The sequence below is a fragment of the Streptococcus oralis genome, from assembly GCF_015561235.1.
GTDB lineage: Bacteria > Bacillota > Bacilli > Lactobacillales > Streptococcaceae > Streptococcus > Streptococcus oralis_BK.
The window spans coordinates 967,702-985,392 of sequence record NZ_JADMTC010000001.1; the positions used below are offsets into that span (position 1 = coordinate 967,702).

A 17,691-nucleotide genomic window follows, 5' to 3' on the forward strand; every position below is an offset into this window, starting at 1 on the left:
TTCTTCACCTCTTTCCTACCATTATAACATTTTTCTAGTCAGACTCCGTCTCAAAAGGAGAAAAACTGTGTTTAGTTGCTTTCACTATAGATCCATGTTATAATACAAATACTTTGATTATGAAAGGAAAGTAAAAAATATGAAATCATACTTTAAAGTATCACTAGCCCTTGTGGCTTCACTTGTTCTCCTGCTCGGATGTTCCAAACAAGCATCAACACCTATCAACAGCAGTAGCAAAGAAGACACAACAACTCAGTCAAGTGAGAGCAAACAAAGCAGTCAACAATCATCTGAAAAGAAAGATGAGACAGAAACTCACACATTTGTCCACAATAGCAAACCTGGGATTCATTCTACCTTGACTTATACTGTGAAGGGAGATGACGTTGTAAAACAAACTGTTCATAATGTACTTGACCCTGAAAAACTTAATAATAGCGCGGAAGGTATTAAGGAAATTGTTGACGATACTTATAAAGGTTATGAAGGGGTCAAAGGGGTTACACAAAAAGTTGAAATTCAAGACGAAAAAGTTATCCAAAACATCGAGGTTGACATGACTGTCGCAAGTCTTGACGAATTGAAAAAAGCAATGCCAAACGAATATTCTGGTATTGGAAACCGTGTAAGCTTTGCTGCCTCGAAAAAAATGCTTAAAGAAGCTGGTTATACTGAACAAACCAACTAATGAGTCGTGCTCATACAAAAAATTCTTGGTCGATGACCAAGAATTTTTTTATTCCATCTCAAAAACGTCACTCTCTTGTTTGTTTGGTAGAACCAATGAAAGCAAGATTCCGATAATAGCTGGCACTAGCCATGGAAGAGAGGCAGCTGCAAACGGAAGAGCATTGACGAGATTTGCTAGAAACTCAATCTTAAAAGAACTTCCAAGGACGCTTGCAAGAGCAATCGCTGTAACAAGCCCAATAGTTAACTGCATGCCCGGTTTTGATAGGGCGACAAACTTATTAACAATCACAATCATCACAATGGCGATGGTGATTGGGTACAAGATTACCAGTACTGGAACTGAATACTTAATGATTGCATCAAGACCAAGGTTTGCAATAGCAAATCCAATCAAGGTAAAGGCAGTTGCATAGACCTTGTAGCTGATTTGTGGGAAACGTCCATTAAAGAATTCAGCTGTAGACACAATCAAGCCAACTGTCGTTGTGAAGCAGGTTACAGTTACCATAACAGCAAGGAAGAGTTGAGCTGTTGAACCAAAGATTTCCTGAGTAGCTTGCGATAAGATATAAACACCTGGTGTTCCACCCTTCATTGCTTCTGCTGGTACCGGAAAGTGATTTCCAAGGAATCCTAAACCGATGTAAAGAGCGCTAAAGGCAAGAGCTACAACGATACCAACCACCCAAATAGTTGAAATGTACTCTTTCTTACTTGAGAATCCAAGTTGTTTCAAGGTTTGAACAGCAATCACACTAAAGGCGACTGAAGCAAGAGCATCCAAGGTATTATACCCTTCTAGGAAACCTGTTCCAAAAGCAGAGGATTGATAGGCTTCTGAGGCCGCTTGAGGACTTGTTCCACCATACTTGAAGGCACCTAGTACAACCAAGATAACGATCAACAAAGCAAAGACTGGTGTCAAGATACGTCCGATCCGATCCAAAATCTTTGATGGATTGAGTGAAATCAAATAAGCCGCTGCAAAATATAGTACGGTAAAGACAATCAATCCAAGTCCTTTATTCGCATCTGATAAAAGGGGGCTAATCCCGACTTCGTAAGCTGTTGTGGCTGTACGTGGAATGGCAAAGAAGGGACCAATTGATAAATAGAGGACTGCGAGATAAAGCGTCGCAAACCAAGGTGAGATTTTCTTAGAAATCTCATAAATGTATCCCTTAGGATTGAGAGTTCCAATAATGAGAGTCAAAACGGCGATACCGACGCCTGAAAAGACAAAACCTGCAATGGCAGGAAGAAAATGTTCTCCAGATAGGGCACCTAGAGAAGGCGGAAAAATCAAGTTCCCCGCACCAAAAAATATTCCAAACAGGAGCAAACCTGTTAGGGCACCTTTTTTAGCCATAAAGAATCTCCTTCATATTTCTAAAATACTGACCTAGTATATCACGAATAAGAGTATGAAAAAAGCATCACGAAGTAAATATTGAATGTTTTCAATATTTTTAAAAATAAGAATTATCTAAAAACAAAATTCTCCTACCTAGTACACACCAAGTAGGAGAAATGCAAAATTTTAAAGATTTTCAAAGGCCGTCATGCCACCTTGAACATTGATGACCTTATATCCATGCTCCTCTAAAAACTGGCAAGCACGAGCTGATCTCATCCCAGATTTACAAATAACATAATGTAACTGCTCCTTTTCCAACTGCTCATAAGTATCAGCCAGTTGACTAAGCGGTAAGTTGTGTGCACCTTCTAAATGAAGCATCTTGAACTCTTCTATTTCTCTCACGTCCACTAGAGAAAGCTGACCATTTTAGTAAAACTGATAAAATTCATCGAAGGCTATTTCTTTCATTCTTTTTCTCCTAATACTCTTCGAAAATCTCTTCAAACCACGTCAGAGTCGCCTTACCGTACTCAAGTACAGCCTGCGGCTAGCTTCCTAGTTTGCTCTTTGATTTTCATTGACTATAAAATCGTTTTAATTCTTCTTTGCAACTCTGGAACCACTTCAGACTCAAACCAAGGATTCTTAGCCATCCAGATTTGATTACGAGGAGAAGGGTGAACTAGGGGGAAATACTCAGGCAAGTAGTTCTGGTAATGTTTTACCCTTTCTGTCACCTTGCCACTGATTTTCTCCTGTAAATAATAGGCTTGGGCATATTGTCCAATCAAAAGGGTCAATTCAATATTTGGACATTCCTTTAGGAGTTGTGGGTGCCATTTTTCGGCAAAGCCTTTACGGGGTGGAAGGTCGCCTGATTTTCCATGTCCTGGGAAATAAAAGTCCATGGGAATAACTGCAAACAACCCTGAATTGTAAAAGGTGTCTTCATCAACACCTAGCCACTCACGCAGACGATCACCACTCTTATCCTTCCAATAAATTCCAGCTTCTTGCGTTTTAAAGCCCGGAGCTTGACCGACAATATTGATACGAGCAGTTGTTGGCGCTGCAAAGAGAGGTTCGATTCCGCGTTCCGTATAGCTGGTATTCTGTGGATCCGCCATAATGGCTTGCTTGATTCTTTCGATTTGAGACATCTGTTTTCCCTCCAAAAAGAAGTCTAAGCATAAAATCTCAGACTTCTATCATTTTATTTGATTAATTCATAGATAGCTTCTGCATAGATTGCTGCTGCTCGGAAGAGATCGTCTAAGGCGATGAATTCATTGGCTTGGTGCATGGTATCAATAGAATCTGGGAACATAGCACCGTAGGCAACACCACGTTCTAGCAAACGGCCGAAGGTTCCACCACCAATGACTTGCTCGTGACCTTTAAGACCAGTTTGTTTTTCATAGACATTCAACAAGGTTTGAACGAGTGGATCTTCCATTGGCACATAGTGAGGGGTGTGACCGTGTTCAGAAAGACTAACAGAAGCAACTGGCAAGTTTTCAAGAACTGATTTGATTTGCTCTGGACTTGTTCCTTTTGGATAACGGAAGTTGAGGGCAATGGTATTATCAGTACTTGCTTCGTCAAAGCGGAAAACACCCGCATTCATAGAAAGGGCACCCATCTTTTCATCAACATGAGCAACCTTGAGATTTTCACCCTCATGGTCATTCAAAAGAATCTTACCAGCGATGTCGAGGTAGTCTTTGGCTGGTCCAGCAAAGTCAAATTGGCTGAGGAAGAGTGCTAGGTAAGTGGCTCCATTGACACCTGAAGCAGGCATAGCACCATGAGCTGATTTACCAATCACAGTCACCTTGTACTGACCGTTTTCTTCTTTGATTTCTCCTCTGAGTTTGTGCTCCGCAACAAAGACATCTAGTTTAGCTTGCAAGTCAGCCAAGTCACCTGAAACAACTGCTGTCGCTGATTCAGGTACCATGTTTTCACGCAAACCACCTGTGAAGCTGTGAAGGCGAGCTGCACCTGTATTTTCACCTGCAAAATGGAGGTATTCCGTGATATTTCCTTTTTCACCATTGATGATAGGGAATTCAGCGTCTGGAGAGAAACCGAAGTCTGGTTTCGCAAGTCCTACGTGCTCAAAGTAGTAGTCCATGTCCGCCCAGCCTGATTCTTCATCTGTTCCAACGATGAAACGAACTTTCTTAGAAGTTGGAAGACCTAATTCTTTGATGATTTTCAAACCATAGTAACAAGCTGTTGTTGGACCCTTGTCATCTGAAGCCCCACGCGCATAAAGGCGACCATCTTTGATAGTTGGTGTATAAGGGTCCGTGTCCCAACCGCTACCAGCTGGCACCACGTCCATGTGAGCAAAGATTCCGAGAACTTCTTCTCCTTCACCAAACTCAAAATGTCCTGCGTAGTTATCAACATTTTTAGTTGGATAGCCATCACGGTCTGCGATTTCAAGGAATTTTTCCAAGGCTTTTACTGGACCAGGCCCAAATGGATGATCAGCATTCGCCTTGCTGTCATCACGTTCTGAGTTGATTTCCAAAAGGCTAAACAAGTCATCCAAGAGGTCTTCTTTGCGTTTTTCTACTTCTGCTGTAAAATCAATTGCTGTCATTTTTTCTTCTTTCTATCTTTTCTCGATAATTTCATCCACTGGCAAGCGGTAGCTTGGTTCCAATTTCTCGTCTGTGTAACCCACTGTAATCAAAAGTTCTGGGCGGAAACGATCTTCAATGTCCAAAACTTCGTTGGCTTTTGACTTATCAAATCCAAGAATAATATTAGAACCAATTCCTTGGTCTGTAAGAGCCAAAACCAGGTTCATAGCAACCAAACCTGCATTGAGGGCTAGGTAGTCGCTGATCTATTGCTCACTGTAACGCGCAAATTCAGCTGGCAGATTCTTCATAAAATATTGAAGTTGTTCTTCTGAGAAGTTCTTTGCTCCACCGACACGGGCAATCTTGCGGGCACGTTTAGCAAGGTCTGTATCTGTAAACAAGGTAATGGTTACAGGTGCTGATGACACCTGCTCAAAGTTCGAACCGTATGCCAATTTTGCCAATTCAGCATTTTTCTCACGAACGACTACAAACTTCCATGGCTGGCTGTTATGGGCACTTGGGGCTAAGGTTGCGATTTCAATAGCCGTACGTACATCTTTGGGATCCACCGGCTTATCAGTGAAATGCTTGGTTGCATGACGTTTTTTATTTAATTCAAGAAATTTCATAATCGATTTCCTTTTCTAATTCTACTGCTTCCATTCTACCATATTTTGAAAGAGCTTGCAGAGATTTTTCATAGAGTTAGTACTTCTTTCAAACTCTCTGCTATTAATTTGGAGCTATTTAAGTAGGTATCGCTTTAGATTTGAGCAAGCAAAAAGCAGGTGATCAAACACCTACTTTCTCATATTATTGACCAGATGTGTATGGAGCAACTGCTTTATACGCTGACTCCAGCGCTTTCTTCATTGTGTCACGTCCAGTTTTCAACTGTTGAACAAATAGAGTACGCGTTTGTTCTGGCACTACTGTATCATCAGAACCAATACTTGAAAGGCTTTCGTTAAATGACTCTCTTACAGTCTCCATAGACTTAAGCGCTGGTTCGACTTGGGCATTATATGCTTCTTTTCCACTCTCTGGAATTTTTTCTCCAATTTCAACTGCATGCTTTTTATAATTGTCAACTAATTTGCCAAAGACTTTCTTCACATCTCCAACAGTTTTAGCATTGTCAATTTCTTCATCGGTGATCAAAACAACCTCATTATTTTCTGTCTTTGAACTAGACGTTGTTGATGAGGTTTCTGAAGAAGTTTTCTCTACAGAGCTTGAGGTCTTAGTCGAAGAATCAGACGTTGTTTTCCCTGAACATGCTGCTAAAACAACAACAGATAAAAGAGCCATACTGGCTGTAATAATTTTCTTCATAATGTTCTCCTTTTTATTAAGAATTAAGTCCATTCTATAACAAAATAATTTCAATGTCAAACTTTAGCTAAACCATCTTTTCTAAGCAATTCGACTACAAACCTCACTTCCAAATAAGAGCGTCCATTTTATTTCTAACTTTACAAAAAATCAAAATAATCCCTCACATCCTCTACATACCCATGCTTTTCGATTAAACTAGCTAAGAGTTCCAGATTGTGCCCCCGATAGTTGTCATCTCGGCGTAGTTCTTCATACATTTCGATAAAGGGAAGCCCCTTGGACTTGGCCAATTCTAACTCCGCTTCATAATCATAAGAAACTTTTCGGAATAGAATATTTACCAATTCCCCATCTTCTACTTCTATCACAGCATACTGAGCACGGTGATTTTTTAACGCCTCCCAATCAAAATAGGGCATGCCAATCGTACCCGGATTGATGATTTGTTGCCCTTGACTACCGTAACGAAGCAACTGCTTGTGGACATGACCATAGACTGCCACGTCCGTTTCCTCATCTAGGAGTTGGTCAAATTTATCTGTGTTATTCCCAACAGACAAGTCACCACCATAGTTCTTATTTGGCAAATTATGAGAGAGAGAAAAGCGCAGTCCATCAACTTCTTTCTTTTCTAGCATAGGTAATTTTCGTAGCCAGACAATCGTTTCAGGATCCATTCGCTCCATCAAAAACTGGGTTAATCGCATGAGCTGGACTTCCTGTGGGTCTTCTAAGCCATATTGCCCATCTAAAGCCTCTAAGACACAATCATCCCAATTGCCTCGAACACTTGCCGTGATAGGAAGATTCTTTAGCAGAGCAACAAGATCATTTGCACCTGGACCAGGTAGAAAAATATCTCCCAGGAGCCAATATTCACTGGCTCCTTGAGTTTTAGCATCTGCAATCACTGCTTCTAGTGCAGTCACATTGCCATGAATATCTGATAAAATTGCGATTTTATGGTTCATGATGGTCTCCTTCTGTTTGGTAATCTACTCTCTCTTCCGCTACTTGAGCCAACTCCACTTCTTCCTGCGGGTTCAACTTTCTCTGAACAGCTTCTGCGACAGCTCTTGGTACTCCAACTTCAACAATCTCATCCACACTAGCTTCCTTGATTTTAGTCAGAGACTTGAAATGCTTCATGAGATTTTGCTTGCGTTTAGGTCCTAGACCGTCAATCCCATCCAATTGGGATGAAAAGGAATTTTTGGAGCGCAGTTGACGGTGGAAAGTGATAGCAAAGCGGTGTACCTCATCTTGAATGCGTTGGAGGAGGAAAAATTCCTGAGAATTGCGAGATAACTCTACCACTTCCAGTGGATCTCCAAAGAGCAGTTCATGGGTTTGGTGCTTGTCATTCTTTTGCAGACCTGCAATTGGAATATCCAAGCCCAGTTCCTCTTGGATGACCTGCTTAGCGATATTGACTTGACCTTGTCCTCCATCAATCACAATCAAATCTGGGGGAGTCAAACCGTCTCGTTGAACTCGTCCATAGCGTCTGCGAATGACCTCTCGCATACTGGCGTAGTCATCTGGACCCACAACCGTTTTTATCTTGTACTTACGGTAATCCTTCTTACTCGGTTTACCATTGACAAAGACCACCATGGCCGAAACAGGGCTGGTCCCCATAATATTGGAGTTGTCAAAGGACTCAATGCGAACCGGTGTCGGTATTTGGAGCAAACGCCCCAGATTTTCAATAGCTCCTTGTGTCTTTTCGACAGATTTTTCTAGAAGATTGAACTTCTGCTCCAGACTAACACGGGCATTTTTTATAGCTAGATTGACCAGCTGTTTTTTCTCTCCACGCTGGGGTTTGACAATCTTAGTATCCACCAAGGCCTTGACGGCTTCTTGGTCAATATCCTGCGGAATCAATACTTCATTAGGAACCAGGTGAGATTTTTCTTGATAAAATTGTCCTACGTAGGTCAGAAAATCTTCATCAGGATCGTTGTAATAAGGGAATAGATTGACGTCACGCTCAATTAACTTACCCTGACGGACAAAGAAAACCTGCACACACATCCAGCCCTTGTCCACATAGTAGCCAAAGACATCACGGTTTTGGAGGTCTTTAGCCATGACCCGTTGCTTAGTCCGCAGAGTGCCAATCGCCTGAATCAGGTCACGGTATTCCGCTGCCCGTTCAAACTCCATACTTTGTGCTGCTACTGCCATTTTACCCTTGAGTTCGTCGATGATTTTGTCATCCTGCCCTTTTAAGAAGTCAGAAACCTCCTGAGCCATGGACTTGAAATAGGCCTCATCTTTTTTACAGATGGTGTGGGCCATACACTGGCCGATATGGTAATAGAAACAAACCTTAGACGGCGGATTGGTACATTTCCGAAAAGGGAAAATCCGATCCAGTAGTCGTTTGATTTCATTGGCTGCGCTCACATCGGGATAAGGTCCAAAATAAAGACCTCCATCCTTCTTGACCTGACGGGTGATAATCAAACGAGGATAGCGCTCATTGGTAATTTTGATTAATGGATAAGACTTATCATCCTTGAGCATGATATTGTACTTGGGCTTATTTTCCTTGATGAGGTTGATTTCCAGAAGGAGGGCCTCAATATTGGACTCGGTAACGATAAATTCGAAATCCACAATTTCAGATACCAGAGCCTCTGTCTTGGTATCGTGACTGCCACGGAAGTAAGAGCGCACGCGATTGCGCAGATTTTTAGCCTTTCCTACATAGATAATGGTGCCGTTTTTATCTTTATGAATGTAGCAACCGGGGCTGGTCGGCAAGAGCTCCAGTTTTGATTTGATCAAGTTATTCATAGTTCCATTATAGCAAAAAGGCCGTAACAGGACGAACAAAAAGCCCCACCAATCACTTGATGGAGGAGCTTTGATTTCTTTTCGGATTGCACCGACTTCATCTAGTCGCTACTAGTATAGAGTTCTTGAACAGCTTTCACATCCCGAGGCTGAATCCCATAGTAAGAGCCTGCAGGTTGCATAACAGAAGTCTCGTTGGTATAGCTATAGATTTATCTGATACCCTAATTTATATAAGTGAAATTTCCATATTACTTCCTGGTTTTCCCCTCTTATGCACATCAAAATATTTTTGACTCAAATAGAACATAGAAAAAAGAAGCACTAAACTATACTACAAAAGTTATACAAAAAATAACTTTTTGGGGTAGTACATAGGTAACGTAATTATCGACCCAATATCCTTTTTATTAGAGAAATAATTCTATACTTGAGAGGAGAAGGATAATAACGGAAAGTTCCCGCCTTCCTTACAATATAGCCATTAAAGTTTTGCTTAAAGCGAAGCACACCATCACTTCCATCAAATATTCCTTGAATCCCTAAAAAATTATAAACAGGAATTCCACGCTTTATACTCTCTAACATAACATACTCTTGAAGCAACGCTGGTGCATAGAACTTATTAAATTCTGTGTAAGAGCCACTAAAAAGATAGGTACTCTCTTGAGGCATATAGATAAAAAGACTACCAGCCAATACAACCTTTTGTTCCCCATACTTTGCTATCAATTTATGTGCTTCTGCTTTACGAACCTCAAAAGTTTCAAATTGATGTAGCAATTCTTTATGCTCTTTTTTCTTCTGAGCTGAATCAGGTGATTTTCTTAACGCTGCGTCAAAATCTGCTATTTTTTTGGATAAGTTTTCTTGAGTTTTCTCCAGTTGAGAAAGATAATCTTGAAAATTTAAAGTTGCAACCATAAATTCAGCTCGGTCTCCAAATGCATCATAAAAATGTTCGTAATATTCTAAACTTTTATCACTATATTCTCTTCTTTTTGATGTCGTAGCAGTAATATCTTTAAAAATAGATAATTCATCACGTTTTAATCGTCTCAATTGAATGCCAAAGCTTCTAGCTTTCTTAACCAAGGGTTTTCCCTTTTTACTAAAAGATCTAATTAAATTCTCCTCTGTGATTCCTTCTAAATCCTTGACATATAACCAATCAGGTTCCCCACCTGGGTAACCAATCTGTAAACCATCATGACAATATCCTAGATTCGTCAAACGCTGAATAATTTCTTGTTGCTCCTCCGTCACTGGATTCCCATTAGTATCAAAACTTTGAAAAGTATCGTAAGGTTTGACAATCAACTCCAGAGCCCCATGTTGTTTAGCATACACTTGGAGATCTTTGTAAAATTCCTTTAGGTAAGTTGCATCGCTATAAATTGGACCAGAATTGATTTCCATGTGCAGTCCACCTGTCATTGGCAAACTATAAACCAACGCGGCAACCTGAATGGTCTCTGTATGCTTTAGAGCAAGGTAGGTCACTGTTGCTCCTCGCTTCTCTAATAATTCTCCCATCTGGATTGATTGTAAAAACGAGCGGGAGGTAATTGATTCTGAATAAATGCGAAAGTCTTCTTTAGTAAGTACAGTTAGTGTCATACATTTACTTTCTATGATATTTTTTTCGAAGATTAAATAGGAGATTTATTAAAGGATACAAAGGATGAATAGGTAGCGTAAACTCGCCTAAATATTCTTCAATAGTTGGATTAAAATTAGCCTTAAAGCGATAAAGCCCGCCATCTCTTGTATGTTCAATGCCTCCTAGATTTTGCCAGATAGAACCTCTTTCGAATGCATGCTGTAGTGTTCGATACCATGTTAAAATTGGAGCATTGTAGCGTCTAAATTCTACATCCATTCCTGCATATAAATTCACAGATGTCTGCCCAAATTCCAAGGTCAAAGTGGCTGATAAAGGAGCAACTTGAACACCTGAAGAAATATATTTCTCCAAAAATAGAATTTCTTCATTCAACCTTTCGCTTTCTTGCAACCTACTTTGATATTTCGAAGATTTAACAGTAACTGATAAAGATTCTAGAATTTTTTGATTCTGATTTCTTTGTTCTTCTAAAATATTCAACCGATTTGGCAAATCAAGTGTAGATAATGTTATATAAGCATGGTCTGGAAAAGACAATAGTAAATTTCGATAGTAGGCTTCATTACGCAAATGAATACTTTTTCTTGCCTCCGTCTTCTTCATTAGAAAAGAAAATGATTCTAATAATTCAATCCCACCAAACTGAATAGTTATTCCTTTATTTTGTGCAGTCCTAATAGCTTGTCTTGCTGATTTCGGTAGATATTTCTCATCAAAATTTTCTTTGTACACTTTCGCCTGTATACGAGGCTGAATAGTATCAATCATTCCACTAGTCTTACCAGACCAAATGAATCCTAGCTTTTGTAGATAATTTAGCGTTTTTAGAGTTTCCTCTGAGTAATCATAAAATTGACCATCAATATAAGTTTTATTCAAACAAAGCGCAGGGTCTATCTTAATAAAAAGAGCTCGTTTTTTCTGCGCAATCTTTTTAAGCGAAGAAAATACAAAATCCATCAAAGATTGGTCAGTATAATCCAAAATTGGACCTCTGGCAATGTAGCACATTGTAAAACCAAAGGGTAAAGATCTATAAAGTAAACTAGCTACCGCCACTATTTGATTATCACTATAAAACCCAACTCTTTCATTTTCCCATTCACTTTTTACACTTGCCCAAGCACTACTTTGCAAGAGATTCACTAAAGAACTTCGTCTAACAAAACGATCATGTTCTTCAGCAGAAATACCAACTCGATAATAATACATGTACTTTCGATCCTCTATTAATCTTAGTCCTATTTTACTATTTTTTTTTTAAAAAATAAAGAAAAAATAATCTTCACACATCACCTAGTATATGGAGTTAATATCAGTAACTTTTCCTATAAATAGTTAAAAGAAATAATAGGAAGTATGTCATTTAGATAATCTTTCTCAACTAAATTTGTAGTATAAAAATTGTTGTTTTAGCTTTTGAAAAAGCAAATTAAATCACTCGTCCATAATTATTTACATACAATTCTCTGACTTCAATCACATCCCGAGGCTGAATCCCATAGTAGGAGCCTGCGGGTTGCATAACAGAAGTCTCGTTGGTATGATCCAATCCGATAGCATGCCCCAGCTCGTGCTCCGCCGTATGCACGATCCGTTCATAAGAATAACCATAACTTGGATTGGATAGATAATAGTGATTCAAGCGAACTGTTACAGATATAAATTGATTAGTCAACAGATTGGTTTGACTCTCGGCTTGACCAGCTACAGCTGTCGAACCATCATTCATTTCACTTGCTACAATATCTGCTTGGCTAGAATCCGCTACCACCTCAAAGGTAAAGGCTCCCGTTTGATTCCAGTTCTTTATAGCTTCTGCATAGGCAGCTTGGAAGGTCTCATCCATTTGAGGTTCAATATAGATACGAGCTGAGGCCTGAGCCCACTTGCCTTCTGCATGTTGGTGACTGTCTGTCTGAGACAAGACTTCCAAAGTCCCCGTTTCCTGCCATTGATTCCAGCCGACTTGACCAATCTTGCTCATTTTTTCAACCTGATTGACCGCAGAATGAAAATCACCTGTCAGATACCATAGCACTCCAAAAGCAAGGAGAAGGATGATTACCAAGGTCCAGACTAGACGCCAAAAGAAACGCCAAATTCCCAAAAGAAATCGGAACAATAATCGAATAATCCAGAACATGACGCTCCACCTTTCATAAAAATAAGAATCTATCTTAAAATCGATGGTCTCAGATAATCAAGATAGACTCTCTATTTTACTCAAAAAAACTGAAAGAAACCTAAAATTAAGATAAGCGCTCTTCCAAAACAAAGTTAATTGGTAGAGTAGCTAAAAAACGCTCCAATTGTTTTTCCCAGTAGTACCACTCATGAGTGCCAGCACTATGACTATAGGTCACTTCAAAACCAAGCTTTTTGAGGTTTTTCACAGCGAGATTATTGGCAGAGTAGAGATAGTCTTGCTCGCCACACCAAGCCCAAAGTTTGGTTTTTTTATCCGATTTCCTAGCAATACTTTCAAGCGAATGAGGGCTAGCTGTCCAGTCTTTGATTTCTCCAAAAACTCCTCGCCAGTATGCAAGAGAGCCTAAATCCTGACTTTCAGGAGAAAATCCCTGAAAACTGAGTGCACCAGAAAAACTAGCCGCACGAGAAAAACGATTGGTTGCGAGAGCCAGCTTGAAGGAACCATAGCCTCCCATTGAGAGACCTGCAATAAAGGTCTTTTCTCGCTTGCTGGTCATATTGGGGAAGAAACGTTTCATAACCTGAGGCAACTCTTCTGCTAGAGCAGTAAAATAGTCAAAACCATACTGGGTATCGGTGTACCAGCCATTACTAGTATTGGGCATGATAACAATGAGATTGGTTCCCCGCAACAAGCGTTCGACATTGGTACGCTTGAGCCAGCTATTTTGATTTCCTGACATTCCATGCAAAAGATAAAGAACAGGAATATCTGTGCAATCTGGTTCAGTCACTCGACTAGCATCTGGATAGAGTACGGTAACGCCCCACTCCATATCCAAAACTTCAGAGTAATACTCAATATTCATAACTGCCATGATTTTCTCCTTTTACTATTCTATAAGAAAAAGCCGAATTTCGACTTTTTCCGTAGGTATGTTGCTGATTATTTAGCTTCCATCACGACTGGCAAGATTGCTGGACGACGTTTGGTTTGGTCAAAGAGGTACTTGGTCAGATTGTCACGAACCTTACCTTTGAGATCTGCCCAGTCAAAGTCATCCCCTTGAAGATACTCTTCTACCGTTTGGTTAATCAATTCGGAACTTTCACGGAGAATGTCGCGACTCTTCTTAAGGTAGATAAATCCACGCGTGTGAACACGAGCCTTAGCCACAATCTTCTTCTCACGACGATTAACAGTGATGGCCACGATAAAGATTCCATCCTCTGACAAGACCTTACGGTCGCGAAGAACGACATTCCCAACATCACCAATGGCATTTCCATCAATCATGACATCGCCTGCAGAAACTGCTCCAGCTGGGACGAAGTCTCCATGTTCATAGGACATGGTTGTTCCTTTTTTAGGGATAAAAATACGCTCTGGCAACATCCCAACTGCCATGGCAGCCTTGGCATGCGCATCCAACTCACGGTACTCCCCTTGGACAGGGAAAAGATATTTCGGTTGCAAAAGATTGATCATCAACTGCAAATCACGCGCATTTCCGTGTCCTGATACTCGCAAACTCTGGGTAATGAGTTTTACCACACCACCAGCTTGGTAAATCATATTTTCAACGCGAGCCACAACCGCTTCTTTGGCGGTGGATGGAGTTGTTACAATATAAACCAAGTCCCCATCCTTGATTTCTACATAACGGTGGCGCCCAACAGACATCTTGCGAAGTCCATTGATGGGTTCACCCATACGACCTGTCTCTAGGATAATCAACTCATGGTCTTCAAAACGAGACATTTCTTTTGGTTTAATCAAAAGGCTTTCATTAGCTAGGGATAATTTTTTGAGACGAATCGCTGTACGAACGATATTTTCAACATCAAATCCAGTCAAAACGACTCGGCGGCCAGTCTCCGCAGCTGCATCAAAAACCTGCTGGATACGAGAAAGGTTGCTGGCAACTGCTGCAACGATGATACGACCGTCCCAATCAGCGATAGTTTGGGTAATTTCATCCCCAACTTCACTCTCACTCGCCACCTGGATATTGCTGTCAGCATTTGCAGAATCACTGAGAAGTGCCAAGACACCGTCACGGCCTATTTCAGCTAAACGCGCAAAATCCGTCGCATAGGATTCACTAGCCGTCTGGTCAAATTTGAAGTCGCCTGTGTAAACAATGTTCCCTTTTGGTGTTTTTAACACAACTCCCAGACTTTCTGGGATAGAGTGGGTCGTACGGAAGAAGGACACCACAGTCCCTCCAAAATCAATCTCCGTATCCTCATCAATCACATGGAAGTCATTGAATTTCTTAACCGTATCATTTCCTTTGACAAAGAGTTTCGCCAACTCAATGGTCAACTCAGAACCAAACACAGGCACCTTAGCCTCTGCCAAGAGATAAGGCAGGGCACCAATAGCATCCGCATGCCCGTGAGTCAAGAAGACCCCTGCGATACGGTCGCTATTTTCAAAAAGGTAGTCCATATTGGGAATGACGACATCAACCCCTAGTTGTTCATTTTCAGGGTATTTAAGCCCTGCATCCAAAACAAAAATAGATTCATCGATTTCAGCGATGTACATATTTTTCCCATTTTCTCGTACACCACCTAGTGTTGTTAAACTGATATTACTCATTTTCCCTCCGAAACTTAATTTATCTTGATTATAGGGTAGGTTTACCCTCTTATTCTAAAAGTTCTAAAACTTTCAGCCGAATCTTTTCCTACCATTATACCATTTTTTTGATGATTTTCAAAATGAAGATTTGTTTTCAAAAAAGAGCTGGTTACCCAACTCTTTCCTAACTTCTACTATTTTTCCATTAAAAAATCATAGATTTCTTGCACCGTACCCAGCGCCATCATTTCTTGGTCTTTAACAGTCTGTTTGAGATTTTGGTAAATCTGACTTTCAGCAATTTCCCTTTTCGGCGCTTCTTTATTGACTGTCATGACACCATCTTTGATAGTTACAAAGCCCAGTTCCTCAAATACTTGGATCATCTTGACCAGCAAGATTTGTTGGATATTGAGATAAGCCGCCAAATCTTTCAGCTTGTAGCGAATATCAAACTCAGGGAATTGGTAAATGGTCTTGTACAATTTTGCAAACTGTTCTCTAGTCCCGTAACCTGTCAGATAATAGGCCTTGTTGATGTCGTTTTTGAAATAGACAGCTGAGAAATCCTGTTCCTGAAAAATGGCCTTCAGCAAGGTAATATCTTCCGGAATATTTTTCACAACAACCGCTTCACTATTCGCTAAATCTGGCACCTCTCCAGAGAAATCCAAGACTGGAACCCCTTCTGGCAAGACTGCATTTTTCCCACGAATGTTAAAGAGTTGAACACCTTCCACACGCGCATCTACCATCATCAACTGGAGGGCAGTTTGCCCATTCCATTGGTTGACAGACAAGGTGACTGCTAATTCTAGATTCTTGGTTTGAGAAAATTCTGTTGCCCATCTACCTTGTCCAAAGGCCACCACTTCAAAACTCGCCTCACCCTTGGAAATTTTTAGTTTGAGGTGGGCATTGCCTGCTCCCATGGTTCTGGCACTTTCGACATGAAAATCCTTGATATAAAAGACAGGTTTCTGATTGTCCATTCCAAAAGGTGCCAAGCGTTCAAAGCTTTTGACCGTTTCCAAGCTAAGCGTCTCCAAGTCTAGCTCTTCATCTAGATTTAACTTATTCTTACCACTAACATCTGCGCCTTTTTCATGGATATAGTCTTCCAATACTTGAGATAAATCTGAAAGTTTCTCCACTTCCAGCGTCATTCCAGCTGCACCAGCATGGCCGCCAAAGGCGATAAAGAGATCTCGGTGGGGATCCAGAGCTTCAAAAATATCGACTGCTTCCACACTACGAGCGCTACCCTTGGCACGACCATCCTCTATATTAAGAACGATGACTGTCTGCCCCAATTCCTCTAGCAAGCGCCCAGCCACGATACCCAGAACGCCAGGATTCCAGCCTTCCTTGGCCAAAACCTGGACCTTCTTCTCAGGATCCACCATGGTCTTAGCTTCTTCATAAATTGACTGAACGATTTCCTTGCGCTCTTCGTTTTTCTGATGAATCATGAGGGCAATCTCATGAGCTTCCTCGTCGTCAAATCCAGTCAGCAAATCAATGGCAGGATTGGGATCATCCAATCGCCCCAAGGCATTTAAACGAGGAGCAATCTGGAAGCCAACCGTCTCTTCTGTCACTTCGTTCGCAGCAATCCCAGCCATGTCTAGCATTTCTTGTAGACCGATGCGCTGAGTATGCCCCAACATTTCTAGACCATATTGAACCAAGATACGATTTTCATCCGTCAGGCTTACCATATCGGCAATAGTTCCGATGGCTACCAAATCGAGTAGCTCCACTTGCACTTCTTCTAAAAGAGCGCAAGCTAGCTTAAAAGCCACTCCACAACCAGCTAACTGTTTGAAGGGATAGTCCGCATCTGGATGCTCAGGGTGAACAATCGCATAGGCATCAGGAAGAGTTTCCGGCATGGAATGGTGGTCGGTCACAATGACATCCACTCCCATAGACTGGGCCAATTCAATGGCTTCATGGCCAGAAACCCCATTGTCCACCGTCACAATCAAGGAAATTCCCTCTTGCTCGATAAAGTATTTATAGACACTGGCATTGGGACCATAGCCATCTGTAAAGCGATTAGGCAGATAAACTCGGCACTCGGCACCAAGTTGTTCCAAACTTTCCTTAACAATAGAAGCTGAGGTCATGCCATCCGCATCATAGTCACCGTAAACGAGGATATTCTCCCCTTCTTCAATGGCCTGACGAATCCGTTCCACTGCCTTGTCCATATCATGGAGCAGATAGGGATCATGTAAGTCCTCTAAAGAAGGTTCTAAAAACTTCTTTAGACTTTCTTCATCCTGAATCCCTCTTTCAAATAATAACCGAGCCACCTCAGGACCCAGCCCAGCCTTCTTGGCTATCTTTGTAAAATCCGCATCTTCAACCTGCGGGGCAAACTGCCATTCATAAGTAGGAGTTATCAAAAAAACATCCACTCTTTCTAAGAATTCTATCGTTTCATTATAACATGATTTAGGCATTTTCTCTATCCAGATTGCTTTTTTATAACATTTTAGTGAATTTT

At 40.9% G+C, this 17,691-nt stretch carries 14 protein-coding genes and 2 pseudogenes; 1 reads left to right on the forward strand and 15 read right to left on the reverse strand.

The window, feature by feature from the left end:
- Positions 1-139: 139 nt before the first annotated feature.
- A complete protein-coding gene (locus tag I2H52_RS04945) occupies positions 140-691 on the forward strand; it encodes a DUF1307 domain-containing protein (RefSeq protein WP_045617518.1) in 552 nt (183 codons plus the stop codon).
- Between the two features lie 48 nt (positions 692-739).
- Here the strand turns inward: I2H52_RS04945 and brnQ are convergent, their stop codons facing one another.
- The 15 genes and pseudogenes from brnQ to recJ form a co-directional block, all read right to left on the reverse strand.
- Positions 740-2,065: a branched-chain amino acid transport system II carrier protein gene (brnQ, locus tag I2H52_RS04950; protein ID WP_007520458.1), complete on the reverse strand. Its 1,326-nt coding sequence runs from the start codon at positions 2,063-2,065 to the stop codon at positions 740-742.
- A 171-nt stretch (positions 2,066-2,236) separates the two neighbouring features.
- Complete coding sequence (locus I2H52_RS04955; RefSeq protein WP_231870005.1) at positions 2,237-2,464, reverse strand: rhodanese-like domain-containing protein; 228 nt, start codon at positions 2,462-2,464, stop codon at positions 2,237-2,239.
- 173 nt (positions 2,465-2,637) lie between these two features.
- Entirely contained in the window at positions 2,638-3,216 is a 579-nt protein-coding gene (locus I2H52_RS04960) for a uracil-DNA glycosylase family protein (RefSeq protein ID WP_007520460.1), read from the reverse strand.
- Positions 3,217-3,269: 53 nt separating this feature from the next.
- Positions 3,270-4,670, reverse strand: coding sequence for a dipeptidase PepV (gene pepV, locus I2H52_RS04965; protein ID WP_045617521.1), 1,401 nt, complete (start codon positions 4,668-4,670; stop codon positions 3,270-3,272).
- A 12-nt stretch (positions 4,671-4,682) separates the two neighbouring features.
- Positions 4,683-5,288: pseudogene (locus I2H52_RS04970) on the reverse strand (nitroreductase family protein).
- A 184-nt stretch (positions 5,289-5,472) separates the two neighbouring features.
- The gene (locus I2H52_RS04975; protein ID WP_007520463.1) at positions 5,473-5,994 is read right to left on the reverse strand and encodes a hypothetical protein; all 522 of its coding nucleotides are present in this window, start codon (positions 5,992-5,994) and stop codon (positions 5,473-5,475) included.
- Positions 5,995-6,134: 140 nt separating this feature from the next.
- Positions 6,135-6,968 carry a metallophosphoesterase family protein gene (locus I2H52_RS04980; protein WP_045617524.1) on the reverse strand — a complete coding sequence of 278 codons (834 nt, stop codon included), beginning with the start codon at positions 6,966-6,968 and terminating at the stop codon, positions 6,135-6,137.
- Positions 6,958-8,805 (reverse strand): excinuclease ABC subunit UvrC, encoded by a 1,848-nt coding sequence (uvrC, locus tag I2H52_RS04985; RefSeq protein ID WP_045617526.1) that lies wholly within the window; start codon positions 8,803-8,805, stop codon positions 6,958-6,960. The genes I2H52_RS04980 and uvrC overlap by 11 nt, the downstream gene beginning before the upstream one ends.
- Positions 8,806-8,906: 101 nt before the next feature.
- Positions 8,907-9,008 (reverse strand): annotated as a pseudogene (locus tag I2H52_RS09715) (peptidase); the annotation flags it as partial.
- A 184-nt stretch (positions 9,009-9,192) separates the two neighbouring features.
- Complete coding sequence (locus tag I2H52_RS04990; RefSeq protein WP_084868403.1) at positions 9,193-10,425, reverse strand: aminoacyltransferase; 1,233 nt, start codon at positions 10,423-10,425, stop codon at positions 9,193-9,195.
- A gap of 4 nt (positions 10,426-10,429) precedes the next feature.
- Positions 10,430-11,644, reverse strand: coding sequence for an aminoacyltransferase (locus I2H52_RS04995; protein WP_195594520.1), 1,215 nt, complete (start codon positions 11,642-11,644; stop codon positions 10,430-10,432).
- A gap of 220 nt (positions 11,645-11,864) precedes the next feature.
- Positions 11,865-12,578 carry a M57 family metalloprotease gene (locus I2H52_RS05000; RefSeq protein WP_045617529.1) on the reverse strand — a complete coding sequence of 238 codons (714 nt, stop codon included), beginning with the start codon at positions 12,576-12,578 and terminating at the stop codon, positions 11,865-11,867.
- A 106-nt stretch (positions 12,579-12,684) separates the two neighbouring features.
- The gene (locus I2H52_RS05005) at positions 12,685-13,464 is read right to left on the reverse strand and encodes an alpha/beta hydrolase (protein ID WP_007520469.1); all 780 of its coding nucleotides are present in this window, start codon (positions 13,462-13,464) and stop codon (positions 12,685-12,687) included.
- A 68-nt stretch (positions 13,465-13,532) separates the two neighbouring features.
- Positions 13,533-15,194, reverse strand: coding sequence for a ribonuclease J (locus tag I2H52_RS05010; RefSeq protein WP_007520470.1), 1,662 nt, complete (start codon positions 15,192-15,194; stop codon positions 13,533-13,535).
- Positions 15,195-15,370: 176 nt separating this feature from the next.
- A complete protein-coding gene (gene recJ / locus I2H52_RS05015; protein WP_045617988.1) occupies positions 15,371-17,590 on the reverse strand; it encodes a single-stranded-DNA-specific exonuclease RecJ in 2,220 nt (739 codons plus the stop codon).
- Positions 17,591-17,691: the final 101 nt, after the last annotated feature.

Bases quoted from the DNA above. Each gene is read 5' to 3' on its own strand.
- I2H52_RS04960 (WP_007520460.1), bottom strand. From the start codon at position 3,216: ATGTCTCAAATCGAAAGAATCAAGCAAGCCATTATGGCGGATCCACAG.
- pepV (WP_045617521.1), bottom strand. From the start codon at position 4,670: ATGACAGCAATTGATTTTACAGCAGAAGTAGAAAAACGCAAAGAAGAC.
- I2H52_RS04980 (WP_045617524.1), bottom strand. From the start codon at position 6,968: ATGAACCATAAAATCGCAATTTTATCAGATATTCATGGCAATGTGACT.
- I2H52_RS05000 (WP_045617529.1), bottom strand. From the start codon at position 12,578: ATGTTCTGGATTATTCGATTATTGTTCCGATTTCTTTTGGGAATTTGG.
- uvrC (WP_045617526.1), bottom strand. From the start codon at position 8,805: ATGAATAACTTGATCAAATCAAAACTGGAGCTCTTGCCGACCAGCCCC.
- I2H52_RS05010 (WP_007520470.1), bottom strand. From the start codon at position 15,194: ATGAGTAATATCAGTTTAACAACACTAGGTGGTGTACGAGAAAATGGG.
- I2H52_RS04975 (WP_007520463.1), bottom strand. From the start codon at position 5,994: ATGAAGAAAATTATTACAGCCAGTATGGCTCTTTTATCTGTTGTTGTT.
- I2H52_RS04995 (WP_195594520.1), bottom strand. From the start codon at position 11,644: ATGTATTATTATCGAGTTGGTATTTCTGCTGAAGAACATGATCGTTTT.
- I2H52_RS05005 (WP_007520469.1), bottom strand. From the start codon at position 13,464: ATGGCAGTTATGAATATTGAGTATTACTCTGAAGTTTTGGATATGGAG.
- brnQ (WP_007520458.1), bottom strand. From the start codon at position 2,065: ATGGCTAAAAAAGGTGCCCTAACAGGTTTGCTCCTGTTTGGAATATTT.
- I2H52_RS04990 (WP_084868403.1), bottom strand. From the start codon at position 10,425: ATGACACTAACTGTACTTACTAAAGAAGACTTTCGCATTTATTCAGAA.
- I2H52_RS04945 (WP_045617518.1), top strand. From the start codon at position 140: ATGAAATCATACTTTAAAGTATCACTAGCCCTTGTGGCTTCACTTGTT.